The sequence below is a fragment of the Cellulomonas gilvus ATCC 13127 genome (assembly GCF_000218545.1).
GTDB lineage: Bacteria > Actinomycetota > Actinomycetes > Actinomycetales > Cellulomonadaceae > Cellulomonas > Cellulomonas gilvus.
Genome location: NC_015671.1, coordinates 1,374,705 through 1,399,402 on the forward strand (window position 1 = coordinate 1,374,705; position 24,698 = coordinate 1,399,402).

The 24,698-nt window shown below is 74.5% G+C and carries 16 protein-coding genes; 14 read left to right on the forward strand and 2 right to left on the reverse strand.

The window, feature by feature from the left end; all coding sequences use genetic code 11:
* The first annotated feature begins 2 nt into the window (after nt 1–2).
* The 13 genes from CELGI_RS06310 to CELGI_RS06370 all read left to right on the forward strand — a co-directional run bounded on the left by CELGI_RS06310 (nt 3) and on the right by CELGI_RS06370 (nt 21,375).
* Nucleotides 3–1,529: a serine/threonine-protein kinase gene (locus tag CELGI_RS06310; RefSeq protein WP_013883281.1), complete on the forward strand. Its 1,527-nt coding sequence runs from the start codon at nt 3–5 to the stop codon at nt 1,527–1,529.
* On the forward strand, nt 1,526–7,849 hold the full coding sequence (locus CELGI_RS06315) for a fibronectin type III domain-containing protein (protein WP_013883282.1): 6,324 nt from the start codon (nt 1,526–1,528) through the stop codon (nt 7,847–7,849). Before CELGI_RS06310 ends, CELGI_RS06315 begins: the two co-directional genes overlap by 4 nt.
* A complete protein-coding gene (locus tag CELGI_RS06320) occupies nt 7,846–8,802 on the forward strand; it encodes an AAA family ATPase (RefSeq protein ID WP_013883283.1) in 957 nt (318 codons plus the stop codon). The genes CELGI_RS06315 and CELGI_RS06320 overlap by 4 nt, the downstream gene beginning before the upstream one ends.
* A 1-nt stretch (nt 8,803) precedes the next feature.
* On the forward strand, nt 8,804–9,946 hold the full coding sequence (locus tag CELGI_RS06325; protein ID WP_013883284.1) for a DUF58 domain-containing protein: 1,143 nt from the start codon (nt 8,804–8,806) through the stop codon (nt 9,944–9,946).
* A complete protein-coding gene (locus CELGI_RS06330; protein WP_013883285.1) occupies nt 9,943–12,279 on the forward strand; it encodes a transglutaminase-like domain-containing protein in 2,337 nt (778 codons plus the stop codon). The genes CELGI_RS06325 and CELGI_RS06330 overlap by 4 nt, the downstream gene beginning before the upstream one ends.
* Complete coding sequence (locus tag CELGI_RS06335) at nt 12,276–13,664, forward strand: RDD family protein (protein ID WP_013883286.1); 1,389 nt, start codon at nt 12,276–12,278, stop codon at nt 13,662–13,664. The genes CELGI_RS06330 and CELGI_RS06335 overlap by 4 nt, the downstream gene beginning before the upstream one ends.
* Before the next feature lie 39 nt (nt 13,665–13,703).
* On the forward strand, nt 13,704–15,161 hold the full coding sequence (locus CELGI_RS06340) for an outer membrane protein assembly factor BamB family protein (RefSeq protein ID WP_013883287.1): 1,458 nt from the start codon (nt 13,704–13,706) through the stop codon (nt 15,159–15,161).
* Between the two features lie 174 nt (nt 15,162–15,335).
* On the forward strand, nt 15,336–17,144 hold the full coding sequence (gene leuA / locus CELGI_RS06345; RefSeq protein WP_013883288.1) for a 2-isopropylmalate synthase: 1,809 nt from the start codon (nt 15,336–15,338) through the stop codon (nt 17,142–17,144).
* Between the two features lie 78 nt (nt 17,145–17,222).
* The gene (gene recO, locus CELGI_RS06350; RefSeq protein WP_013883289.1) at nt 17,223–17,954 is read left to right on the forward strand and encodes a DNA repair protein RecO; all 732 of its coding nucleotides are present in this window, start codon (nt 17,223–17,225) and stop codon (nt 17,952–17,954) included.
* Between the two features lie 11 nt (nt 17,955–17,965).
* Nucleotides 17,966–18,754 carry an isoprenyl transferase gene (locus CELGI_RS06355; protein ID WP_013883290.1) on the forward strand — a complete coding sequence of 263 codons (789 nt, stop codon included), beginning with the start codon at nt 17,966–17,968 and terminating at the stop codon, nt 18,752–18,754.
* Between the two features lie 122 nt (nt 18,755–18,876).
* The gene (locus CELGI_RS06360) at nt 18,877–19,656 is read left to right on the forward strand and encodes an ABC transporter ATP-binding protein (protein ID WP_013883291.1); all 780 of its coding nucleotides are present in this window, start codon (nt 18,877–18,879) and stop codon (nt 19,654–19,656) included.
* Complete coding sequence (locus CELGI_RS06365) at nt 19,653–21,017, forward strand: FtsX-like permease family protein (protein WP_013883292.1); 1,365 nt, start codon at nt 19,653–19,655, stop codon at nt 21,015–21,017. The genes CELGI_RS06360 and CELGI_RS06365 overlap by 4 nt, the downstream gene beginning before the upstream one ends.
* Before the next feature lie 10 nt (nt 21,018–21,027).
* A complete protein-coding gene (locus CELGI_RS06370) occupies nt 21,028–21,375 on the forward strand; it encodes a VOC family protein (protein ID WP_041574491.1) in 348 nt (115 codons plus the stop codon).
* A 59-nt stretch (nt 21,376–21,434) separates the two neighbouring features.
* On the opposite strand, the gene CELGI_RS06375 is transcribed toward CELGI_RS06370, so the two are convergent.
* Together CELGI_RS06375 and CELGI_RS16400 are read right to left on the reverse strand one after the other, a co-directional pair.
* Nucleotides 21,435–22,178: a DedA family protein gene (locus tag CELGI_RS06375; protein ID WP_013883294.1), complete on the reverse strand. Its 744-nt coding sequence runs from the start codon at nt 22,176–22,178 to the stop codon at nt 21,435–21,437.
* Nucleotides 22,179–22,238: 60 nt separating this feature from the next.
* Nucleotides 22,239–23,024 (reverse strand): DUF4190 domain-containing protein, encoded by a 786-nt coding sequence (locus tag CELGI_RS16400; protein WP_013883295.1) that lies wholly within the window; start codon nt 23,022–23,024, stop codon nt 22,239–22,241.
* Nucleotides 23,025–23,296: 272 nt separating this feature from the next.
* Here CELGI_RS16400 and CELGI_RS06385 point away from each other — a divergent pair, with 272 nt between their 5' ends.
* A complete protein-coding gene (locus tag CELGI_RS06385) occupies nt 23,297–24,682 on the forward strand; it encodes a glycine--tRNA ligase (RefSeq protein ID WP_013883296.1) in 1,386 nt (461 codons plus the stop codon).
* Nucleotides 24,683–24,698: the final 16 nt, after the last annotated feature.

Sequence of the window (24,698 nt, forward strand, 5' to 3'; positions counted from 1 at the left end):
CGATGACGGCGAGGCGTGAGGCGTCCGCGCCGCCTGCCCTGCCCGGCTACGAGCACGTCCGGACGCTGGGGCTGGGCGGCTTCGCCGACGTCTTCCTCTACCGGCAGGACCTGCCGCGGCGCGAGGTCGCGGTCAAGGTGCTGCTCGCGGGGAGCCTGGACGACGAGGTGCGCCAGCGGTTCCAGACCGAGGCCAACCTCATGGCCCAGCTCTCGCACCACCCGTCGATCGTCACGGTCTACCAGGCGTCGATCGCCGCCGACGGCCGGCCGTACCTGGTCATGGAGTACTGCTCGCGGCCGGGACTCGCAGAGCGCTACCGCGTCGAGCGGATCGCGGTGGCCGAGGTGCTGCGCATCGGCGTGCGCCTCGCGTCCGCGGTCGAGACCGCGCACCGCGCGGGCATCCTGCACCGGGACATCAAGCCCGCGAACGTGCTGACCACCGACTTCGGCTGGCCCGCGCTCGCGGACTTCGGCATCGCGGCGACCACCGGCCACGGCGCGGGTGTCGCGGTCGGCATGTCGATCCCGTGGTCGCCGCCCGAGCTGCTCGCCGAGCACCCCCGTGGCGACGAGCGGTCCGACGTGTACTCGCTCGGCGCGACGCTGTACTCGCTGCTCGCGGGACGCACGCCGTTCGAGATCCCCGGCGGCCAGAACGGCGCGCAGCAGCTCGTCGCGCGCATCGAGCGCCAGCCGCTGCCGTCCACCGGACGCGACGACGTGCCGCCGCAGCTGCAGGCGGTCCTCGAGCGCTCGATGGCCAAGGTGCCCGCGCTGCGGTTCGGGTCGGCGGCCGAGCTGGGCCGTGCGCTGCAGCAGGTCGAGGCCGAGCTGCGCCTGCCCGTGACGCCGCTCGACCTCCTCGACGAGGGCGTGCCCGGACCGGATGCGGGCGGTCCCGTGATCGACGTCGCGGACGCCACGCGCCTGCGCTCGATCGTCGCGATCCCGGACGCGCAGCCCGCACCCGCGGGTGAGCAGGAGCCGACGCGCGTGCGCGGCCCGGTCACGGTCGACGCGCAGCGCGCGCGGCCGGGCTTCGTCGCACCGCCCGAGCAGGCGCCCGAGCTGCCGTCGCTCGGTGAGCCCGAGCCGGTCGAGGACTCGTCGGCGCGGCGCGGTCGCACCGTCGCCGCGGTCGCGTCGGCCGCCGTGGTGCTCGCCGCGATCGTCGCGATCGCGACCGCCGCGACCTCCGGGCGGGACGAGCCGCGCCCGGGCGACACCGACTTCGCTCAGGAGCCCGTCACGCACCAGGCCGTGGTGCCCGCACCGCACACGCTCAAGGGCGAGCGCGCGCAGGACGGCTCGGTGCGGTTCACCTGGGTCAACCCCGACCCGCAGCCCGACGACGCGTACCTGTGGTCCGTGCTCCAGGTCACGGGCGAGCCCGAGATCGAGCGGATCGAGGAGCCCGCGGTGACCATCCCGGCGGCCCGGGCGGGGGACGAGGTCTGCATCGAGGTGTCGATCGTGCGGTCCGACGGCCGCGCGACCGCTCAGCCCGCGGAGGCGTGCGCATGATCACGGACACGGTGCGACGCCGCGCCACGACGACGGCCGCGGTGGTCACGGTGCCCGCGGTCGTCGCGGTGCTCGCGCTGCTCAACCCCGGCTTCCCGCTCGCGCAGGTCGAGCTCAACGACGGCGCGGTGTGGCTCACGGCGACGCAGGCGCAGAAGGTCGGCCGGTACAACGTGCAGGTCGACGAGCTGAACGCCGGCCTGGTCACGACCTCGTCGACGTTCGACGTGCTGCAGGACGAGGGTGCGGTCGTCGTGGTCGAGTCCGGGGCGGTCTCCGTGGTCGACCCCGCGTCGGTCGCGATGACCACCAAGGTCAGCGTGCCCGGCGTGCAGCCCACCGACCTGCCCGGCGGACCGGCCTCGATGGCCGCGGGCGTGCTCGCGGTCGTCGACACCGACGGCGACCTGTTCGTGCGCACGCTGGCCGAGCTCGGCGGGCTGCGGCCCACCGAGGACGACCCCGACGTCGCGCTCGGCGAGGACGGACGCGCGGTCGTCGGGCGCGACGGCGTGGTGCACGCGGTGGACGCGAAGGGCGCCGTGACGCAGGTGGACGTGACCGCGGGTGCGGGACGGACCTCGGCCGACGGCTCGTTCAGCCCGGGGGCGCTCGACCAGCTGACGGTGGTGGGCGACGAGCCGGTGGGTCTGCGGGGAAGCACGGTGGTCACGCGCGACCGCGACATCGAGGTCGAGGGTCAGGACCTGGTGCTCCAGCAGCCCGGCCCGGACTCGTCGCGCGTCCTGGTGGCGAGCAGCACCGCGCTGCTCGAGGTCCCGCTCGACGGCGGCGACGTGATCGAGCACCCGACGCAGGGTTCGGGCATGCCGGCCGCACCCGTGCAGGTCGACTCGTGCGCGCACGGCGCCTGGGCGTCCGCGGTGGGGTCCTACCAGCGGCTGTGCGAGGGCGAGGCCCCGCAGGTCGAGGCGCTCGAGGAGATGTCCGCGCAGGACGACCTGGTCTTCCGCGTGAACCGGTCGATGGTGGTCCTCAACGACACGCTGCGCGGCCGCGTGTGGGAGCCGCAGGAGGACACCAAGCTCCGCGTCCTCAACTGGGAGGACATCCAGCAGAAGGAGGACCCGGAGCAGGACGACACGACGTCCGACCAGACGACGACCACGCAGGAGCTCGTCGAGGAGTGCTCGTCCGACTCCGCGAACCCGGTCGCGACGAGCGACGAGTTCGGCGTGCGGCCCGGGCGCACGACGGTCCTGCCGGTGGTGGCGAACGACTCGTCGTCCGACTGCGGCATCCTCGCGGTCCGCACGTTCGACCAGCTCCCGCGCAGCTTCGGCAAGGTCGAGACGATCTACGGCGGACGCTCGCTCCAGGTCGAGGTGGCGCCGGGCGCCTCCGGCACCGAGACGTTCACGTACACGATCGACGACGGTCGCGCGACGTCCACGCCGTCGACCGCGACCGTGACGCTCTCGGTGCACGGTGACGGCACCAACGCCCCGCCCGTGCAGGACCGCGTGGGCACGCTCCAGGTGGAGCAGGGCGGGCAGGCGCGGTACGACGTGCTGTCCAACTTCCACGACCCCGACGGCGACGACCTGCTGCTGGTGGACGCGTCGACGGACTCGGTGTCCGGCACGGTGCGGTTCCGCCAGGACGGCACGGTGACGTTCCGCGCGGACGGTGCCGAGCTCGGCCGCACGATCGTCACGGTCCTGGTCTCGGACGGCTCCGACGACGAACCGACCGAGGGCCGCCTCGAGGTGGACGTGCGGCCCGCGGGCTCGGTGCCGCCCGTGATCGACCCCGTGCACGCGGTGACGTACGTCGACCAGACGGTCGCGCTCGAGCCGCTCGCGGCCGTGCGCACGTCGGGGTCCGAGCCGTCGAGCCTCGCCGCGGTCGACGACGTCCCGGGCGCGACGGTGACGCCCGACCTCGACGCGGGGACGTTCACGTTCAGCGCGCCGCGCGTCGCGACGTACTACGTGCCGTTCCTGGTGGTCTCGGGCACGCAGCAGGCCACGGGACTCGCCCGCATCGACGTACAGGCGTGGCCCGAGGAGGCGCAGCCGCCGGTGGCCGTGCGGGACCGCGCGTTCCTGCCCACGGGCGGCGAGGTGACCATCAACCCGCTCGCGAACGACAGCGACCCCGCGGGCGGTGTGCTCGTCCTGCAGTCCGTGGACACGAGCGACGCCGCGGGGCTGAGCATCGCGGTGCTCGACCACCAGCTGGTCCAGGTCCGGTCCGAGCGCACGCTCGACCACGCCGTCGTGCTGCCGTACGTGGTCTCGAACGGCCATGCGAGCGCGACCGGGCAGATCGTGGTGCAGCCGCTCCCGCCGTCGGCCTCGACCCAGCCACCGGTCGTCGAGAACGTCGAGGTCACCGTGCGCGCCGGCGGGGTGGTGACCATCCCGGTCCTCGAGTCCGCGTACGACCCCGACGGGGACACGCTCACGCTCAAACGTCAGCTCGCGGTGGGGCTCGCGGCCGACGAGGGGCTGCTGTTCGTCTCGGGTGACGTGCTGCGCTACCAGGCGCCCGCGCGACCGCTGACCGCGCGCGCCACGTTCGTCGTCGAGGACTCGACGGGCAACGAGGCGTCCGGGACGGTGACCGTGCGCGTGCACGAGTCCGATGCGTCGAACAAGCCGCTGCCGCGTCCGCGGGACCTGCAGGCCCGCGTGTTCGCGGGGGAGAAGGTGCGCATCGAGGTGCCGCTGGTCGGCATCGACGCGGACGGCGACGGCGTCGCGCTGCTCGGGCTCGCGAGCGCTCCGGCCGAGGGACTCGTGACGCAGGTCGGTGCGGACTGGCTCGAGTACCAGGCGGACGTGGCCGGCGCCGGGACCGTCGAGTTCCAGTACGCGGTCGAGGACTGGGTCGGGCAGCGGGCCGTGGCGACCGTGCGCGTGGGCGTGAGCCCGCGTCCGCTGGACGCGGCGCAGGTGGTCGCGCGCGACGACGAGGTCACGATCCGCCCGGGTGAGCGTGTCGAGGTCCGGGTCCTGGCGAACGACGTCGACTCCTCGGGGGACGACCTCGAGCTCGAGCCCACGCTCAGCATGGAGGAGGGCGTCGCCGCGCAGGTGCGCGGCCGGCGCATCGCGGTCACGGCGCCCGAGCAGGAGGCGGTGCTGCAGATCGGCTACGCCGCGACCAACTCACGCGGCGGACGCGACCACGCGGTGCTCACCGTGAAGGTCGACGAGGACGCGCCCGTGCTCCCGCCGATCGCCGAGGACGTGATCGTGCCCGCGATCGAGACGTTCGGGCTGACCGAGGTGGCGGTCGACGTCCTGGAGACCACGCAGAACCCCTCCGGCCCGCCGTCCGACCTGCGCGTCACGGTCCCGGACTCGGTCGCCGGGGTCGCCCGGGTCAACGACCAGCAGATGGTCGTCGTGACGCTGACGGACCAGACGCAGACGCTGCCGTTCGAGGTCAGCAACGTGCGCGACCCGGAGAACGCGACGTCCTACGCGTTCGTCACCGTGCCGCCGCTCGGGTTCATCCGCCCGACCCCGCGTCCGGGCGCACCCGACCTGCGCGTCTCCTCGGGTGAGGAGCTGGTGATCTCGCTCGACGAGCAGGTGCAGGTCGCCCAGGGCCGCCGGCCGACGGTCGCGAACCCGCTCGAGGTGACCGCGACGCGCGGCACGGTCAAGGTCAGCGAGGGCGGCGAGAGCCTGACGTTCGTGTCCGACGAGGACTTCGCGGGTCAGGCGTCGGTGACGCTGCCCGTGACGGACGCGACGGATGCGAACGACACGACCGCGCGCACGTCGTTCCTCACGTTCCCGATCGAGGTCCTGGCCGTCGAGGACCACCCCCCGACGTTCGCGCCCTCGGAGATCACGGTGGGGCCCGGTGAGCCCGCGAACGACATCGACCTGCGCAAGATCACGACGACGCCCGAGGGCACCACGCCCGAGGAGGGCCGGTACTCCTACCAGATCACGTCCGCGATCCCCGCAGGGTTCATCGTGTCCATCGAGGGGTCGGTGCTCTACGTCGCGGCCGAGCAGACGGCGCGCAAGGACACGCGCGGGCTGATCGAGCTGCGCATCGGGTTCGGCAAGTCCGGTCGGCTCGACGTGCAGCTGCCGTTGCGCGTCACGGCCTCCAACCGCGAGACGGCGCGCGTGCTGGACCGCACGGTCCCGGACGCCGTCGAGGGTGAGCCCGTGACCCTCGACGTGCTCGAGGGCGCGTTCAACCCGTTCGCACCGACGCCGCTGCGCGTGATCGGCGCCTCGGTGCTGACGCCCGGTGCCGGGACCGCGACGTCCAGCGCCTCGAGCGTCACCGTGACCCCCGCGATGGGCTTCATCGGCTCGATGCAGGTCCGGTACCGCGTGCAGGACGCCACGGGCGACCCGGACCGCGTGGTCGAGGGGCGCATCGCGCTGACCGTGCAGGGCCGCCCGGACGCGCCCGGGCGGCCGCAGGTGGTCGAGACCGGGGACGGCGTGGTCCGGCTGCGCTGGGACGCGCCCAACAACCGCGGGAGCAAGATCACGGGCTACCGGCTCACCGCGTCGTCGGGCCAGCAGGCGCAGTGCGCGACGACGACGTGCGACTTCACCGGGCTGCCCAACGGCAAGGCCGTGACGTTCACGGTCGCCGCGCAGAACGGCGTGGGCTGGTCCGACGAGAGCGTCGCGTCCAGCCAGGCGATCCCGGACGCCGTGCCGGACGCGGTCGGCTCGATCCGGTTCGACGGCCGCGGCGACGGTTCGCTGACCTGGTCCTGGGACGTGCCGCCGTCGAACGGCACGCCCATCCGCGAGTACGTCATCAAGCTGCTGCCGGCCGAGGCGGGCGTCACGTCGGTGGTCACGCGCAACGTGACGTCCTGGACGTTCACGGGGCTGACGAACGGCAAGCGCTACAGCATCTCGGTGCAGCCGTTCAACGACCTGCCGACGGGCGGTCCGACGACGCGCAGCAGCGAGCAGTACCCCGCGGCGCCGCCCGGGGCCCCGGGCGACCTGCAGGCGCGGCGCGCGAACACCGCCACGGGTGGGCAGATCGACGTGACGTGGAGCGACGCCGCGAACAACGGCGACCCCGTGTCCGAGTACCAGATCGTCGTCGACGGCCCGGGTGGTGGCACGTTCGGCCCGACCGGACCCAACTCGTTCACGTTCCGGAAGGCCGAGAACGGCGTCGAGTACACGTTCCGCGTCCGCGCGAAGAACATCACGGGCTGGGGCCCGTACGCCGAGAAGACCGCCCTCACGTACGGCGTGCCCCTGACGCCGGGCGGGCTGTCCGCGGACGCGCCGGCCGGCGCGGGCGAGGTGCGACTGTCCTGGAACGCCGTGGACCGCAACGGCTCGCCCAACCCCGTGCGCTACACGGTGTTCGACGGCGGGACGGAGGTCTACTCCGGGCAGAGCACGTGGTTCTGGCACTCCGGGCTGGCGGGCGGCAGCGAGCATCGCTACACGGTGATGGCGACCAACGACGCGGGCAGCAGCGACCGGAGCGGTCCCGTCTCGGCCACGCCGACGACCCCGCCGGGCCAGCCGCAGGGTCTGAAGATCGAGAAGACCGCGCCCGCGGATGCGAGCCATCCGCAGACGGTCGCGGTCTCGTGGGATGCCGTGTCCAGCGGGGGCGGGGCGGACCTGCGGTACGAGTACAAGCTCTCGACGCGGCGCGGCGACGACACGAACTGGATACCGACGACCGGGACCTCGGACAACGTGACGGTGACCGACTGGGACATCCGCCCCGACGGGACGACGTTCACGCTGCGGGTGCGCGCGATCACGAGCATCGGCCAGTCCGAGGCGAGCCAGGTGAAGGACATCGGCTACGGCGAGAAGCCGTCCGAGCCGACGTCGCCCACGCTCACGCTGGCGACGGGCGACGCCGGGAACGTCCTGACGGCCGACTGGGGCGAGCCGACCTACCTGGGCGGCCTGCCCGTGCGGTACGAGTACTGCTGGCGTGTCGACGACCGCAAGGCGCAGTGCACCGACACGGGCAGCCACGACCCGGTCTCCCGGTCGTTCGGGTCCTTGGGCGTCGACGCCGACGAGGACCACACGTTCCGGTTCTCGGTCGTCGCGTACAACGACCGCGGCTCGTCGGCGACCGTGAACGCACCCGACGTGACGTACCAGCCGACCCCGCCGCCCGATCCGCCCGCCTCGGGTGGCGGTGCGGCGGACGTGGGCGTCGCGGCGCTCCCGACGACGGCGTGGCGCATGACGCGCCGTGCGGCGCGTCGCGAGCCCGGGCGGCGCACCCGGTCGGCCACACTCGGCACCCGCGCCGCACGCACGCGCACGACACCCACCCCCGACGGACGACCCACGGAGAGCAGCACATGACGCCCGAGCAGAGCACCTGGTTCGCGGAGACGTTCACGGCACTGGTGGACAACGTCGGCCGCGCGCTGCTGGGCAAGGAGGCGACCGTGCGGCTCGCGCTCACGGCGATGGTCGCCGAGGGGCACCTGCTGCTCGAGGACGCACCGGGCACGGGCAAGACGTCGCTGGCCAAGGCGCTCGCGGCGACCGTGCAGGGCACGCACCACCGCATCCAGTTCACGCCGGACCTGCTGCCGTCCGACGTGACGGGCGTGACGATCTACGACCAGGGGACGGGTCGCTTCGAGTTCCACCCCGGGCCGATCTTCGCCTCGGTGGTGCTCGCGGACGAGATCAACCGCGCCTCGCCCAAGACCCAGGCCGCGCTGCTCGAGGTCATGGAGGAGGGCAACGTCACGGTCGACGGCGTGAGCCACTCCGCGGGCCGTCCGTTCATGGTCATCGCGACGCAGAACCCGATCGAGCAGGCGGGCACGTACCGGCTGCCGGAGGCGCAGCTGGACCGGTTCATCATCAAGACGAGCCTGGGCTACCCGGACCGCGCGTCGGCGATCGAGATCCTCGCGGGTGCCAAGGACCGCACGCTCGGCCTGACGGCACGCATCACCACCGAGGCGGTCGGCACCATGGCCGACCTCGCCCAGACGGTGCACATCGACCCCGTGGTGCTCGACTACGTCGCGCGCATCACCGAGGCGACGCGTGACGACTCGCAGACCGCGCTCGGCGCGAGCGTGCGCGGCGGTCTCGCGCTGGTGCGGTGCGCCAAGGTGTGGGCGGCCTCGCAGGGCCGCGAGTACGTGCTGCCGGACGACGTCAAGGACCTCGCCCAGCCCGTGCTGGCCCACCGTCTGGTGCTCGACGCGGAGGCGGAGTTCGCCGGGGTGACCGCGACGGACGTGCTGGCCCGCCTGCTCGACCAGGTCGCACCGCCGGCGCTGCGGGCGGCCTGACGTGCGGATCTCGGCCCTCGGCTGGGGGACCGCGTTCGTCGCGGCCGTCGGCCTGGTGCTCGGCCGGCTGCTCGGCTGGGTCGAGCTCGCCGCGCTCGGCGCCGGCGCGGCCGCGGTGGTGCTGCTGTCGCTCGTGATGACGCTCGGGCGCGCCCGGTACGCGGTCACGCTCGACATGGCCGACAACCGCGTGAAGATCGGGGAGCGCGCGGTCGGCCGCCTCGAGATCCGCAACGCCGCGCGCCGGCGCTCGCTGCCGTCGCGTCTCGAGCTGCCGGTCGGGGCGGGGCTGGCCGAGCTCGGCGTGCCGTCGCTCGCACCCGGTGCCGCGCACGACGAGCTGTTCGCCATCCCGACCGCGCGCCGTGCGGTCGTCGTCGTCGGCCCCGTCCGGTCGGTGCGTGGCGACCCCCTCGGGATCGCGCGGCGCGCGGTGCTGTGGACGCGACCCGTGGACCTGTACGTGCACCCGGCGCTCGTCGCGCTGGGCGGCGCGAGCGCGGGCCTGCTGCGGGACCTCGAGGGCCAGGCCACGCGCGACCTGTCCGACTCCGACATGTCCTTCCACGCGCTGCGCGACTACGTCGCGGGCGACGACCGGCGGTACATCCACTGGCGCACGACCGCGCGCCGCGGGCAGCTCATGGTCAAGCAGTTCGAGGACACGCGCCGCACGCAGACCGTCCTGGCGCTCGCGACCGACCCCGCTGACTACGCCGACGACGACGAGTTCGAGCTCGCGGTCTCGACCATCGCCTCGATCGGCGTCCAGACGCTGCGCGACGAGCGCGACCTCGAGGTGCTCGCGGGCGCGGGTTCGCTGCGCGTGACCACGCCGCCCGTGCTGCTGGACGACTGCGCGGGCGTCGAGATGTCGCCCTCGGGTGCCGGCGTCACGCTGCTCGGCCGCCGGATCGTGCGCGAGGCTCCGCAGTGCTCGGTGGCCGTGCTGGTCACGGGTTCGGCGCCGAGCGACACCGATCTCCGCCTCGGCGCGCGACACCTCCCGGCGGGCACGCGCACGCTCGTCGTGCGGTGCGACCTGGGCGCGGACGTGAGCGTGCGGACGCAGGGGCTGCTCACGCTCGGCACGCTCGGCGCGCTCGACGACCTGCCCCGGCTGCTGCGGCGCGTGGTCTCGTGAGCCCGGCACCTCCCGCACGGCCGTTCGCGCGCGCCGTCGTCGACGCGGTCGTGCTCGTCGGCGTCCTGGCGCTCGTGCTGTACCCGCTGCTCGACGTGTACGGCGGCACGGTCGCGCTGCCCGCGATCGCGGGCGGCCTGCTGCTCGGCTCGGGGCTCGCGCTGGTCGCGGCGTGGCGCCGCTGGTCGGCGCTGGGCGTCGTCGCGTCGGCCGTCGCGGTGTACGTGCTCGCGGGCGGCGCGCTCGCCGCGCCGACGACGACGCTCGCGGGCGTGGTGCCGAGCGCGCAGACGTTCGTGGCGCTCGCGCGCGGTGCGGTCACGTCGTGGGCGCAGGTGGTGACGCTGCAGCCCCCGCTGGGCCGGTCCGGCACCGTGCTGGTGGCCGCGCTGCTGCTCGCGTTCGTCGGGTCGCTCGGTGCGGTCGCGACCGCGACGCGCCTGCGCGGTGCCGCGGCGTCGGCCGCCGCCGTCATCCCCGTGGCCGTGCTCGTCGTCGTGATCCTGCTCGGCACCGCGAACCCCACCGTGCCGCCGCTCGTCACGGGTCTGGTGACGGTCGTCGTGCTGCTGGGCTGGGCGGCCTGGCGCGCGGGGACCTTGCGGGCCCGCAGGTTCGTGGCCGCGGGCGCGCTCGTCGCGGTCGCGCTCGGTGCGGGTGCCGCCGGAGCGCCCGCGGTGGTCGCCGACGAGCCGCGGTTCGTGCTGCGCGACGTGCTGACCCCGCCGTTCGACCCCCGCGACTACGCGAGCCCGCTGTCCGCGTACCGCAAGTACCTCAAGCAGCTCGACGAGAAGACGCTGTTCACCGTCTCGGGCCTGCCGCAGGGTGCGCGCGTGCGCCCGGCGACGCTCGACCACTTCGACGGCGTGGTGTGGAACGTCGCCGCGGGCGGCGCGGAGAGCTCGGGGGAGTTCCGCCGCGTGGGCGGCGAGAACCCCGTGAGCGTCCCGGGCGCACCCGCGCACGTCGAGTTCACGATCGACGCGCTCACGGGCGTGTGGCTGCCCACCGTGGGCCTCGCGAGCGGCTTCGACCTCGGGTCGCGTGCGTCGCAGCTGCGCTACAACGACGCCACGGGCGCCGCCGTGATGACGGGTGGGCTGTCCGCGGGCATGCGGTACGAGCTCGACGTCGTGGTGCCGCGCGTGCCCGAGGACGCCGAGGTCGGCACGGCCGAGCCCGCCGACCTGCAGCAACCGTCGATGCAGGCCGTGCCCGACGTCGTGGGCACCACCGCGGCGGACGTGGCACGCGACGCGGGGCAGGCGGTCGAGGTGGCGCGCGCGCTGTCCCAGTTCCTCATCGACGACGGCTTCTACAGCGACGGCGAGGGTGACCAGCTCAGCCTGTCCGGGCACGGGTCCGACCGGATCGCGACGCTGCTGGGCGACCAGATGATGATCGGCAACGGCGAGCAGTACGCGTCCGCGCTCGCGCTCATGGCGCGCGAGATGGGGCTGCCCGCGCGCGTCGTGCTCGGGTTCGTCCCGGCCGAGGAGGACGTCGCGTCCGACGAGCCGGTGGCGGTCACGGGTGACGACGTCGAGGCGTGGGTGGAGATCGCGTTCCAGGGGCACGGCTGGGTGCCGTTCGACGCGACGCCGCCGCGTGAGCAGACGCCCGACAACAAGGACCAGGAGACCGAGCCCGAGGACGAGCCGCAGGTCGTGCAGCCGCCGCCCCCGCCGCCGGACTCGGTGACGCCCCCGGACGTCGACACCGAGCAGCCGGCACCCGAGCCGGGTGACGAGGAGGCCGGGTCGAGCGCGCTGTGGCGCACCGTCGCGGTCGTCGCGGCGAGCGTGCTGCTGCCCCTGCTGGTGCTCGCCTCCCCGTTCCTGGTGATCGCCGCGATCAAGGCGCGTCGTCGCCGGCGCCGGCGACGGCGGGGCGATGCGGTGACGCGCGTGGCGGGCGGCTGGGCCGAGGTGCTGGACACCGCGACCGACCTGCGTCACCCCGTGCCCGCGCTCGCCACCCGCAACGAGTCCGCGCGTGCGCTCGCGGCCGCGTTCGCCGCGCACGCGCAGCCGACCTCACGGCGGCACCCCGACGTCGCGGGGCAGGTCACCACGCTCGCGCGGTCGGCCGACCGCGCGGTGTTCGGCCCCGGCGAGCCCGCGCCCGAGCACGTGCAGACGTACTGGGCCGAGGTGGACCGCACCGTGGCCGCCATGTGGCGCGCCGTCGGGTGGCGCCGCCGCGTGCGCGCACGCCTGTCCATCGCGTCGCTGCGGCGCGGGGGCCGGGTCCGCCGTGCGCACCGTGCGGGACTCGCACCCGAGCCCGCTGTCACGCCCGCGCGGCGTGCTCGAGAGGAGAACCGGTGAACCGACCGAACACCGCGGCGCCGGTGGCCGGCCTGGGCCGTCGCGCGGCCGCCGTGCTGCTGGACGGCCTCGTGGCCGTGCTCGCGGGCGGCTGGCTGTGGCTGGCCACGTCCGCGCAGGCGGGCCTGCGTGCGGTGCAGGGCCGGGCCGCGGACGGCGCGGGCCCGGACGTCCCGGGCTGGCTCGTCGCTGCGTGCGGCGCGGCGCTCGTCGTCGTGGTGCTCGTGCAGTGGGTGCTGCACGGTCGGCTCGGCTGGACGCTCGGCCGGCGCGCGCTCGGCATCAGGACCGTCGACGAGCGGACGCGGCGCCCGATCGGCATGGCGCGTGTGCTCCTGCGCGGTCTGGTGGTCGCGGCCGGCTCGCTCGCGCTCGGCGTCGGTCAGCTCGTGGTGCTGATCTCGCCGCTGTTCGACTCCTCGGGCCGGCGCCGCGGGTGGCACGACCAGGCGGCGCGCGCGCTCGTGGTGGACGTGCGCGGCCCCGCGGGCACCGGGACGCCCCCGCCGCCGCGTCCGGAGGTCGCGCAGGCGCCGACGGCGCTCGCGTGGCGCGGACCCGCCGGCGCGACGTCGGCGCCGGCCGGCCGGCCCGCCGAGACGCCGTGGACCGCACCCCCGCCCCCGCCCGGCCCCCCTGCTGCGCCGCCGCCCGCCGGGCAGGGTCGCCACGTGGACGCGCCGCCGGCGCCCGCCGTGCCGCACCCGCCGACCGCGCCCCTGGTGCTCGCGCCGCTCGCGCAGCACCGCGCCGGGCCCGACCTCGACACGCGCGCGATGCCGATCATCGCCGCGAGCCCCGCGGCGGTGGCGGGGGCCACGCCGCCCGTGCCGCCTCCGCCCGCTGCTCCGGACCCCGTGACGCCGGTGCCCGCCCCGCCCGCCTCCGCGGGGGTGACGGCGGACGCGCCGCGCCCGGGCCGGCCCGCGTTCCTCGCGGGTGTGCCGGGTGCCTCGGTGCCGCCGCCGGCCGACGAGCTCGAGGACGTCGAGGCCACGCGCCGCCACGTGCCCGGTGTCCGTCCCGGTGACGTACCCGAGCCCGAGCCCGGTCCCGCCGGTGCGGTGGTGGAGATCAGCGACGGGCAGCGTGTCCTGGTGCAGCACACCGCGCTCGTCGGGCGGAACCCCGCAGCGGCCGCCGACGGCGTCCAGCTGGTGCGCGTCGTCGACCCCACGCGCTCGGTCTCCAAGACGCATCTGCAGCTCGCGGTCGAGCCGTCCGGGGTGTGGGTGGCCGACCGTGGCTCGACCAACGGCACCGTGGTGACGCTGCCCGACGGCGCGCAGGTGATCTGTCCGGTGGACCAGCCGGTGCGGCTGCGCGTCGGCGCGGTCGTGGTGTTCGGCGACTGCGCGCTGCGGCTGGTCGAAGCCACCGTCTGATCACCCACGGCCGGGCCGTCCCGGGCCTACGCTGGCGGGATGGCACACGCGGGCCGTGCTGCGTCGTTGCAGCCGGTCGAGGTGGTGGAGTCCTCGACCGACGACGTCCGCGCGCGCCCCGACCGGGGGAGCGACCCGGAGGGCGGGTCGGACGCCCAACCGCGGCGGTGGTCGCGGTCACGCGTCCTCCTGCTGGTCGTCGTCGTGCTGGTGCTCGTGGTCGCGCTGCTGGCCGTGCTGGACGGGCAGCGCCGGGCCGCGGCACGCCGCGACGCGCTCGCGGTGCCGGGTCTCCTGCTGCCGGTCGACGGGCCCGTGCACGAGCAGTGGCGCGTCCGGGCCGAGCAGGGCGCGGGCGCCGTGCTCGTCGGGAGCGACGCGGTCGTCGCGGTGACCGCCGATGCGGATGCCTGGCGCCTGACCGCGTACGACGAGGAGTCGGGCGAGCCGCGGTGGACGGCCGAGGTCGCGGCACAGGGCCCCGGCATCGAACGCGGCGACGTGATGTGCCCGAGCCACCTGGGGCGCCGCGTCGACTCGCTGGTGCTGTGCGTGCGGGTCGAGCCCGGCGCGGTGTACCAGGACCAGGCGCCCGACGAGATCGTCGCGACCGACGTCGTCGACGTGCTCGCGTACGACCTGACGTCGGGACGGCGCGTCGGCACCTGGCGGGTCGAGGGCGAGTTCCTGGACGCCGAGCGCGTGGACGACGACCTGGTGGTCGCGATGTCGGACGCCGAGGGCCGCACGCACGTCGAGCGCCGGGCGGGCACCGACGGGACCGTGCGCTGGGCGTACGTCTCCCGCACACGGCTGTTCAGCCAGCTCGACGTGAACCAGGTGACGATCGAGACGACCGAGCAGGTGGCGGTGGTGCGCGGGGCCGACATCGCGGTGCTGCGCCTGAGCGACGGCCATGCGCACGAGGTCGCGTCGCGGCTGGTCCCGCTCGCCGTCGCGCCGTTCCGCGACGGCTACGCGACGTGGACGCCGCTGCACGGCGGCGTCGTGGTGGACGCGCGCGGCGACGAGGTCGCGCAGGTGCCCGCCTTGCCGACCCGGCTGCGGGTCGACGACGGCTCGGGCGACGGGTACGCGCTGACGATGACCGGCTCCGCCGTCGTGGCGGTGGGCCTCGCCACCGGCGACGAGGCGTGGCGGCTGGTCACCAACCAGCGCCCCGTGGGCGTCGTGGACGGGACCGCGGTCGTCGCGGAGGGCCCGCGGGTGAGCGTCCTGGACGTCGCTCGGGGCACCGAGCTGTGGTCCTACGAGATCGAGCAGTGGCTGCCCTGGGAGCCCGTGTCCGACGGCGCGCTGCTGCTCGTGCCGGGCGACCCGGCCGGGCTCGGCGGCCCGTGGGTCGTGGTCGCGTGCGACGTGCGGGACGGTCAGCGGGTGTGGCAGGTCGAGCTCCCGCGCGACGTGCGGTCGATCACCGCGGTCGGCGGTCTGCTGCTGGGCCGCACACCCGACGGCGTCGCGCTGCTGCGGTGACGCCGGGCGGACGGGTTGCCTGTGGCACGTGCGGGCGTTGTAGTGTGGCCGACGTGCTGGGCAACCTCCTTCTTCGCTGCCGCGGCGAGGCCTTCTAGGCCGGATCCTCGCCGCGGTGTTCGTCGTGCCGGCTGATCCCTTGCCGAGTCGAGCAGCAACGAAGGACACGCACCCATGAGCGTCAACCCCGTGCAGAGCAGCCCCACGAGCGGCGGCTACCACGCGTCGAACCCGCAGCAGCCGTCGGGCATGCCGGTCCACAAGTACCGGCCGTTCCACGAGCAGATCCGCGTCGACCTGCCGGATCGTCGGTGGCCCGACGCGAAGGTCACGCACGCACCGCGCTGGTGCGCGGTGGACCTGCGGGACGGCAACCAGGCCCTGATCGAGCCGATGAACCCCGCGCGCAAGCTCGAGATGTTCGAGCTGCTGGTGGACATGGGCTACAAGGAGATCGAGGTCGGGTTCCCCGCGGCGTCGCAGACCGACTTCGACTTCGTGCGGATGCTCATCGAGGAGGGGCGTATCCCCGACGACGTGGTCATCCAGGTGCTGACGCAGGCGCGCGAGCACCTGATCGAGCGGACGTACGAGGCGATCGCGGGTGCCAAGCAGGCGATCGTGCACCTGTACAACTCGACGTCGGTGCTGCAGCGCGACGTCGTGTTCCGGTCCGACGAGGACGGCATCGTCGACATCGCGGTCTCGGGTGCCCGGTTCTGCAAGAAGTACGAGGAGATGGTCCCGGACACCGATGTCTTCTACGAGTACTCGCCCGAGTCCTACACGGGCACCGAGCTGGAGTTCGCGCTGCGGATCTGCAACGCCGTGCTGGAGGAGCTGCAGCCGACCCCCGACCGGCCGGTGATCGTCAACCTGCCGGCCACGGTGGAGATGGCCACGCCGAACGTGTACGCCGACTCGATCGAGTGGATGAGCCGCAACCTGCGCTACCGCGAGTCCGTGGTGCTGAGCCTGCACCCGCACAACGACCGGGGGACCGCGGTCGCGGCCGCCGAGCTCGGCTACCTGGCGGGCGCCGACCGCATCGAGGGCTGCCTGTTCGGCAACGGCGAGCGCACCGGCAACGTCTGCCTGGTCACCCTCGGCATGAACCTGTTCAGCCAGGGCATCGACCCGCAGATCGACTTCTCGGACATGGAGCGCATCCGCCGCACCGTCGAGCGCTGCAACCAGCTGCCGGTCGGAGAGCGGCACCCCTACGGCGGGGACCTGGTCTTCACGGCGTTCTCGGGCTCGCACCAGGACGCCATCAAGAAGGGCCTGGACGCGCTCGAGCAGCGCGCCGCCGCGTACGGCAAGACGGTCGACGACGTGGTGTGGGCCGTGCCGTACCTGCCGATCGACCCCAAGGACGTCGGCCGCTCGTACGAGGCGATCATCCGCGTCAACTCGCAGTCCGGGAAGGGCGGCATCAGCTACCTGATGAAGTCCGAGAAGGACCTGGACCTGCCGCGCCGGCTCCAGATCGAGTTCTCGCAGGTGGTGCAGCGGCACACCGACCAGCACGGCACCGAGGTCACGGCCGACGACCTGTGGCGCATCTTCGTCGACGAGTACCTGCCGGTAGAGGCGGCGAAGGTCCACACCTCGGCGCAGGACTTCGGGGACCTGGTGCCGTGGGGCCGGTTCTCGCTGCAGGGCACGCGCGCGACGAGCGCGCAGGACGGTCCCGACACGCTCGAGGTCGACGTGGTGGACCGTGGCGAGGTGCGCACGCTCACGGGTGCGGGCAACGGCCCCGTCGCCGCGTTCGTGACCGCGCTCCAGGGCGTCGGCGTGGACGTCGCGGTGCTCGACTACGCCGAGCACGCGCTGTCGTCGGGTGGCGACGCGACCGCGGCCGCGTACGTGGAGTGCGCGATCGGCGACCAGATCCTGTGGGGCGTGGGCATCGACCCGTCGATCACGACCGCGTCGCTCAAGGCGATCGTCTCGGCCATCAACCGCCACCTGCGCTGAGCCTCCGGCGCCGCCGGTCCTGCGGGGCACGGCGGCGCCGGACGCCGGTGCGTGGGTGGCGTGGGGGAGGATGGGGCCGTGAGCCTCTACCGCGACGAGGCGATCGTGCTGCGCACCCACAAGCTGGGCGAGGCCGACCGCATCATCACCCTGCTGACCCGGCAGCACGGCAAGGTGCGTGCGGTCGGCAAGGGCGTGCGGCGCACCACGTCGCGGTTCGGCTCGCGGCTCGAGCCGTTCATGCACGTGGACCTGCAGCTGTCCACGGGCCGCAACCTGGACATCGTCACGCAGGCGGAGACGCTCGGCCCGTACGGCCGCGCGATCGCCGAGGACTACGCGCTCTACACGGTGGGCACCGCGATGCTCGAGACCGCCGAACGGCTGGTCGAGGCCGAGCACGAGCCCGCGCTGCAGCAGTACTGGCTCCTGGTGGGTGCGGTCCGTGCGCTGGCGTCACGTGACCACACGCCCGGGCTGGTGCTCGACTCCTACCTGCTGCGTGCGCTCGCGGTCGCGGGCTGGGCGCCGAGCTTCGCGGACTGCGCGCGGTGCGGCGAGCCCGGTCCGCACCACGCGTTCAACGTGTCCTCGGGCGGCGCGGTGTGCCCGGCCTGCCGCCCGCCCGGGTCCGCCTCGCCCGCCCAGGAGACGTTCGCGCTGCTCGCGGCGCTCCTCGCGGGCGACTGGGCGGTCGCGGACTCGAGCGCCGAACGGCACCGGGGCGAGGCGGCGGGGCTCGTCGCGGCGTTCAGCCAGTTCCACCTGGAGCGGCACCTGCGGTCCCTGCCGCACGTGGAACGGGTCTGACGCGCGGCACAATGTCCGACGTGCCGCAGCCCGTCGCCCCGTACCCGCACCCGTCGGGTGCCCGCCCGCCCGCGATCCCGCGGCAGTTCGTGCCGCGGCACGTGGCCGTGGTGATGGACGGCAACGGACGGTGGGCGAACGCACGTGGCCTGCCCCGCGTCGAGGGCCACAAGGCAGGTGAGGCGTCGCTGCTCGACGTGGTCGCCGGCGCGATCGAGGTGGGCGTCGAGTACGTCTCGGCGTACGCGTTCTCCACGGAGAACTGGAGCCGGTCGCCCGACGAGGTCCGGTTCCTCATGGGCTTCAACCGGGACGTGCTGCGCCGCCGGCGCGACCTCATGGACTCGTGGGGCGTGCGTGTGCGGTGGGCCGGGCGCCGCCCGCGGCTGTGGCGTTCGGTGATCGCCGAGCTCGAGGAGGCCGAGCGGCGCACGCGCCACAACACGGTCTGCACGCTGACCATGTGCGTGAACTACGGCGGCCGCGCGGAGGTCGCGGATGCGGCCGCGGCGCTCGCCAAGGACGTCGCGGCGGGGCGGGTCAACCCGGACCGGATCTCGGAGAAGGTGTTCGCGCGCTACCTCGACGAGCCGGACCTGCCGGACGTGGACCTGTTCCTGCGCTCGTCGGGTGAGCAGCGGACGTCGAACTTCATGATCTGGCAGGCCGCGTACGCCGAGCTCGTGTTCCTCGAGGAGGCCTGGCCGGACGTGGACCGCCGGCACCTGTGGCGCGCGGTCGAGGAGTACGCGCGACGGGACCGCCGGTACGGGGGAGCGGTCGACCAGCCGACCACCTGATGCCGTCCTCCGCCAGGGGGACGCCCCGGGTCGCGCCCCCCCGCCGGGGGTCGTACGCCCGCCGGCGGGCGCGCGACCCGCGGGGGACGCCGCGCGGTGGGCCGGACGCCCAGTGTGGTCGCATGAGCGCTCCCGGTCTGCGACACCGTCCCGAGCCGGCGACGACGGCTGTCGCCGCGTGGTCCACGCCGCCCGCGCGCGTGCGTCCGCCGCGGCTCGCGGGCCGGGGCCTGGTCAAGCACTTCGGCCCCACCGCCGCGCTGGCGGGCGTCGACCTCGAGATCGGCGAGGGCGAGTCGCTCGCCATCACCGGTCCCTCCGGGTCCGGCAAGTCGACGCTGATGCACGTGCTGGCGGGGATCCAGGTGCCCGACGCGGGAGTCGTCACGCTCCGCGGTCGCCAGGTGCAGGGGTTCTCGGAGCGGCAGCGTTCGGTCCTGCGGCGCGGCCGGTACGGGTTCGTGTTCCAGCACGGCCAGCTGCTGTCCGAGCTCACCGCGCTCGAGAACGTCGCGGTGGCCGCGATGCTCGACGGCGAGCCGCGTGCGGACGCCGAGCACCTCGCGCGCCAGTGGCTGGCGCGGCTCGGGCTCGCCGGGTGCGCGCAGCGCCGACCTGGCGAGCTGACCGCGGGAGAGGCGCAGCGCGTGGCGGTGGCCCGCGCGCTGGTGACGCATCCGGACGTCGTCTTCGCCGACGAGCCGACCGGCTCGCTCGACCACGCGACGGGCTACGAGGTGATGCGCCTGATCGTCGCGACGACGCGGGACGTCGAGGCCGCGCTCGTCGTCGTGACGCAGGACCCGCGCGTCGCCGCGTGGTGCGACCACAGCGTCGAGCTGCGGGACGGCCGCGTGGTACCCGCACCCGCGGCCGCGCCTGTGCCCGACCTCGCACCGTGAGCTCGCTCCTGGTCCTCGCGCCGCGCCTGCTCGTCGCACCCGGTCGGGACGGGCGGACGCCGACGGTGCTCACGGTCGCGGCGTCCGGCCTCGTCACGGCCACGGCCGCGGGCGCGCTCGCGACGGCGCTCGCGTTCGCCGGGCGTGCCGCGCACCCGGCGTCGTCGCTCCAGCAGGACCTGGGCGGTGCGTACGCGCTCCTGGCGTGCGTCGCGCTGCTCGCGCTCGCGCTGCCGCTGGTCACGGTGGTGCGAGGGGCCGCGCGGCTCGCCGTCGTGCACCGTGAGGAGCGGATCTCCACGCTGCGGCTGCTGGGGGCGACGCCGCGTGAGGTGACGGCGCTCGTCGTCGTGGAGACCGCCGGCCAGGCGGCGCTCGGCGGGGTGCTCGGTGCGGCGTCGTACGGCGCGCTCCTGCCGCTGGGTGCCGCCGTGCCGTTCCAGGGGGCGTCGCTGTCCGTGCGGGAGCTGTGGGTGGGCCCGGGTGTGCTCGCGGCGGTCGTGGTCTCCGTGTGCGCGGCCGCGGCCGTGCTCGCGGCCGTGGAGTCGCGCCGTGCGGGACGTCCGCGGCCGGGGCCCGCGTACCGGCCGGCGCCCCGCCGGTACCGGCCGGCGCGCGCGGCGGTCGCGCTCGGTGCGGCGCTCGGCACGTTCGTGGTGACCACGTTTCTCGAGCTGTTCGCCGCGGCGGCGATCGCGGCGCTGCTCGGCTGCCTGCTCCTGGCGTCGGTGGCGTTCGACGCCGTGGGCCCGTGGCTCCTCGCGGCCCGCGCGCGCCGCGGCGCGCGCCGTGCGCCCGGGCTGCCGCAGCTGCTCGCGGCGCGGCGGCTGCTCGACGACCCGCACGCGGCCTGGGCCGCGGTGCGCGGTGTCGCCACCGCGTCGTTCGTGGTGGGAGCCGTCGTCGGGGTGCCCGCGGTGGCGACCCAGGACGGTGAGGCGCACGCCCGCGTGCTGACGGCCGACCTGCTGACGGGGGCGCTGCTCGCGCTCGGGGCCACGTTCGTGCTCGCGGCGGGGTCGGCCGCCGTCACGCAGGCCGTCGAGGTGCTCGAGCGGCGGCGCGAGCTGGTCCTGGCCGACCGCGCGGGCGTCCCCGCCGCCGCGCTCGACGCCGCACGGCGGCGTGCCGTCCTGGGGCCGCTGCTGCAGGCGTCCGCGGTCTCGACGCTGCTCGCGCTCGTGCTGCTGGCTCCGTTCTTCGGCACGGCGGCGCTCACCCGGCCGGGCGCGCTGGTGGCGATCGGGGGCGTCGTGGCCGGGGGCGCCGTGCTCGTGGCCGCGGCCACGTGGACCACCCGACCGCTGCTGCGCCGTGTGCTGGCCCAGGATGCGCGCCCGGCTGTCGGAGGCCACCGGTAGCGTCGCGCGTATGGCACTCACGGTGGAGATGATCACGTTCGACACGACCGATGCGCCGCCGCTCGCGGCGTGGTGGGCGCGGCAGCTGGGCGGGACGGTCGAGGACGAGTCGCAGGGCATGTTCGTGGTGGTCAAGGACGTGCACGGCGTGGCCCGGCTGGGGTTCCAGGCGGTGCCCGACCCGACGCCGGACAAGAACCGCGTGCACCTGGACCTCGCGTCCGACGACGCGGCGGCGGAGGTGGAGCGACTGGTGTCCGAGGGCGCGAGCCTGGTGGCCCGGCACGACGAGTGGGGCTTCGCGTGGACCGTCCTCGCGGACCCGGAGGGCAACCAGTTCTGCGTCGCGCAGGGGTGAGCCCGCCGCGCTGCTGAGCGGCGGCGGTGACGCGCCTCCGAACAGGTGGGCGACGCGCCTCAGGACGGGTGGGCGTCGTGGTCGGCGGCGCCCACCCGGTGGGTGGCGTGCGTGGGCCGCGGCTCGGCGGTCGCTGCGTCGACCCCGGCCAGGCCGGGGTCCGCGAGCAGGTCGTCGACGGACCTGACGTGCCGGCCGTGCTCGTCGTACTCCTGGTGCCGGTGGTGCTCGGCGCGCTCGTGGTAGCCGTCGGCGGGGCCGGACGGTGCCGGGGCTCCGGCGCGCGTCCGGCGTCGGCGCAGCGCCACGCCGACGAGGGCGGTGGCGGCGGCCGTCAGCGCGGCCGCCGCCCACGGCGACGACGCGACGAGGCGGACGGCCCCCCACACGGCGGACAGCCCGACGGTCGCCCAGATCACGGCCCACGCGGCCGCACCCGGGATCGTCGCGACGGCGAACCGCACGTACCGCATGCGCACCAGCCCGGCCGAGACGAACACCGCCGTCTGCACGCCGACCGTGAGGAACGCGAACGTCACGGCGACGGGACCCCAGCGGCGCACGCGCTCGAGCCCGCGCACCGCGGTGCGCGAGGAGGTCCACGCCTGCAGCCGGGCCGTGGCCGCGCGTGCGGGGGCGCCGTCACGTGCCGCGGGGTGCACGGCGCGTGCTCCCCGGGCCAGCCCGCGCCCGACCCAGTACGTGGCGTGCGAGCGCGCCAACGCGATGACGAACAGCGCGGCGAGGGCGACCCCCAAGGACGCCGCACCGAGCCCGAAGGCGCTGAGCGGGTCGTCGTCCACGCCTCATCCTAAGGAGCGGCGTGCGTGCGACCCGCGTCGGTCCGGGCCGCACGCCCGCTCCTACTCCGCGGCGAAGAACACCTCGTCGCCGAACAGTGCCTCGACCGACCAGGCGCCCGTCCGCGCATCGGCCTCGGGGATCTCGAACACGATCGAGGCCGTGGCGCGCGCGTCGCCGTACATCTCACCGAGGTCCATGAAGTCGTCCTCGAGGCCTGTGCCGGGCTCGCTCTCGATCGTGACGCCGTCGGCGGTGACGTAGCTGAGGTCCAGCTCGGTCCACGGCGTGCCCGCGTCGGTCCCCTCCTTGGTGAGCTCGACCTCGACCTTGACGAAGTGCGAGCCCGCGTCGGGCGTCTCGGCGAACTCGTCGGCGGTGCGCACGGCCTCGTCGACGTCCCAGTCGACGGCGACGACGTCGACGGTCCAGTCCGGGTCGCCCATGCTGCTGAACGTGACGCCGCCCCCGTCGAGCGCGAGCGGGTCGGACCGCGTCCCCGTGCCGGACGTCGTGTGCACCTGCGTCTCGGAGAACTCGTCGATCGCGCGCTCCGCCGCTCGGCCGAACACGACCAGCGCCAGGATCGCCGCGACCGTGCCCACCAGGCTGAGCAGCGAGACCACCAGGCCCCCGATCGCCAGGCCCCGGCCATCGGTGCCCTCGCGCTTGGTCTTGCCCATGCCGATGATCGACAGGACCAGCCCCGCGGGCCAGAACACGAACGCGAAGACCAGCCCGAGGATCGCGGTCGGCTCCGTGCGGCGGGGCGCGACCGGCGGGTACGGCTGCGGCGGGTAGGGCTGGCCCGGGTGCTGCGGCGGGTACTGGCGCGGGTCGTAGGACATCGCAACTCCTGGTGGACGGGTGTGGGTGGAAGGGCGGGCGTGGCTCGCCGGGCAGGGTAGCGAGGTTCGGCGAACTCGGGGCGAACCCGCCCACACCGGGCGGCGGCGCTGCGGCGCGCACCGGACCGGGCCCGCCCCGCCGGGCCCGGTCCGGTGCGCTCTCCCGGTAGCCTGGGCGCGCTCCGCGGTCCCGCCGCCGAGCAGAGTCGCACCGACTCGCACCCCAGCCCGCGGCACCCAGCGGCGGGCCCCGAGCACTGGAGAGCATCGTCGTGGCAGCACCCTCGCGTCTGGATTCCGTCGTCTCCCTCGCCAAGCGGCGCGGCTTCGTCTTCCCGAGCGGGGAGATCTACGGCGGTACGCGTTCCGCGTGGGACTACGGACCGCTCGGCGTCGAGCTGAAGGAGAACATCAAGCGTCAGTGGTGGCGCTCGATGGTGACCAGCCGCGACGACATCGTGGGCCTCGACTCCTCGGTCATCCTGCCGCGTCAGGTGTGGGTGGCCTCGGGCCACGTGGGCGTGTTCACCGACCCGCTCACCGAGTGCCTGTCCTGCCACAAGCGCTTCCGCGAGGACCAGCTGCTGGAGGAGTTCGAGGAGCGCAAGGGGCGCGCCCCCGAGGGCGGCCTCGCGGGCGTGCCGTGCCCGAGCTGCGGCACCAAGGGCGAGTGGACCGCTCCGCGCGACTTCAACATGATGCTCAAGACGTACCTGGGCCCGGTCGAGGACGAGTCCGGCCTGCACTACCTGCGGCCCGAGACCGCGCAGGGCATCTTCGTGAACTTCAAGAACGTGTACACCGCGGCGCGGATGCGTCCGCCGTTCGGCATCGGCCAGATCGGCAAGTCGTTCCGGAACGAGATCACGCCCGGCAACTTCATCTTCCGCACGCGCGAGTTCGAGCAGATGGAGATGGAGTTCTTCGTCGAGCCCGGGACCGACGAGACCTGGCACCAGTACTGGATCGACCACCGCACCGACTGGTACGTGGACCTGGGCATCGCGCGGGACAACCTGCGCCTCTACGAGCACCCGGCCGAGAAGCTCTCGCACTACTCCAAGCGCACGGTCGACATCGAGTACCGGTTCGGCTTCCAGGGCAGCGAGTGGGGCGAGCTCGAGGGGATCGCGAACCGCACGGACTTCGACCTCAGCACGCACTCCGAGCACTCCGGCCAGGACCTGTCGTTCTTCGACCAGGCCAAGAACGAGCGCTACGTGCCGTACGTGATCGAGCCCGCCGCGGGCCTGACCCGCTCGCTCATGGCCTTCCTGGTCGAGTCGTACGCCGAGGACGAGGCGCCCAACACCAAGGGCGGCGTCGACACGCGCGTCGTGCTCAAGCTCGACCCGCGGCTCGCGCCCGTCAAGGCGGCCGTGCTCCCGCTCTCGCGCAACGAGCAGCTCTCGCCCAAGGCGCGTGACCTGGCCGCCGAGCTGCGCAAGCACTGGAACGTCGACTTCGACGACGCGGGCGCGATCGGCCGCCGGTACCGCCGGCAGGACGAGATCGGCACGCCGTTCTGCATCACGGTGGACTTCGACACGCTCGACGACCAGGCCGTGACGATCCGGCACCGCGACGACATGTCGCAGGAGCGCGTCGCGCTCGACCAGGTCACGTCGTACCTGGCCCCGCGCCTGCTCGGGTCCTGATCGCGTCGACGGAGGG

Bases quoted from the DNA above. Each gene is read 5' to 3' on its own strand.
- CELGI_RS06355 (WP_013883290.1), top strand. From the start codon at position 17,966: ATGTCCGACGTGCCGCAGCCCGTCGCCCCGTACCCGCACCCGTCGGGT.
- CELGI_RS06360 (WP_013883291.1), top strand. From the start codon at position 18,877: ATGAGCGCTCCCGGTCTGCGACACCGTCCCGAGCCGGCGACGACGGCT.
- leuA (WP_013883288.1), top strand. From the start codon at position 15,336: ATGAGCGTCAACCCCGTGCAGAGCAGCCCCACGAGCGGCGGCTACCAC.
- CELGI_RS06315 (WP_013883282.1), top strand. From the start codon at position 1,526: ATGATCACGGACACGGTGCGACGCCGCGCCACGACGACGGCCGCGGTG.
- CELGI_RS06340 (WP_013883287.1), top strand. From the start codon at position 13,704: ATGGCACACGCGGGCCGTGCTGCGTCGTTGCAGCCGGTCGAGGTGGTG.
- CELGI_RS06310 (WP_013883281.1), top strand. From the start codon at position 3: ATGACGGCGAGGCGTGAGGCGTCCGCGCCGCCTGCCCTGCCCGGCTAC.
- CELGI_RS06320 (WP_013883283.1), top strand. From the start codon at position 7,846: ATGACGCCCGAGCAGAGCACCTGGTTCGCGGAGACGTTCACGGCACTG.
- CELGI_RS16400 (WP_013883295.1), bottom strand. From the start codon at position 23,024: ATGTCCTACGACCCGCGCCAGTACCCGCCGCAGCACCCGGGCCAGCCC.
- CELGI_RS06370 (WP_041574491.1), top strand. From the start codon at position 21,028: ATGGCACTCACGGTGGAGATGATCACGTTCGACACGACCGATGCGCCG.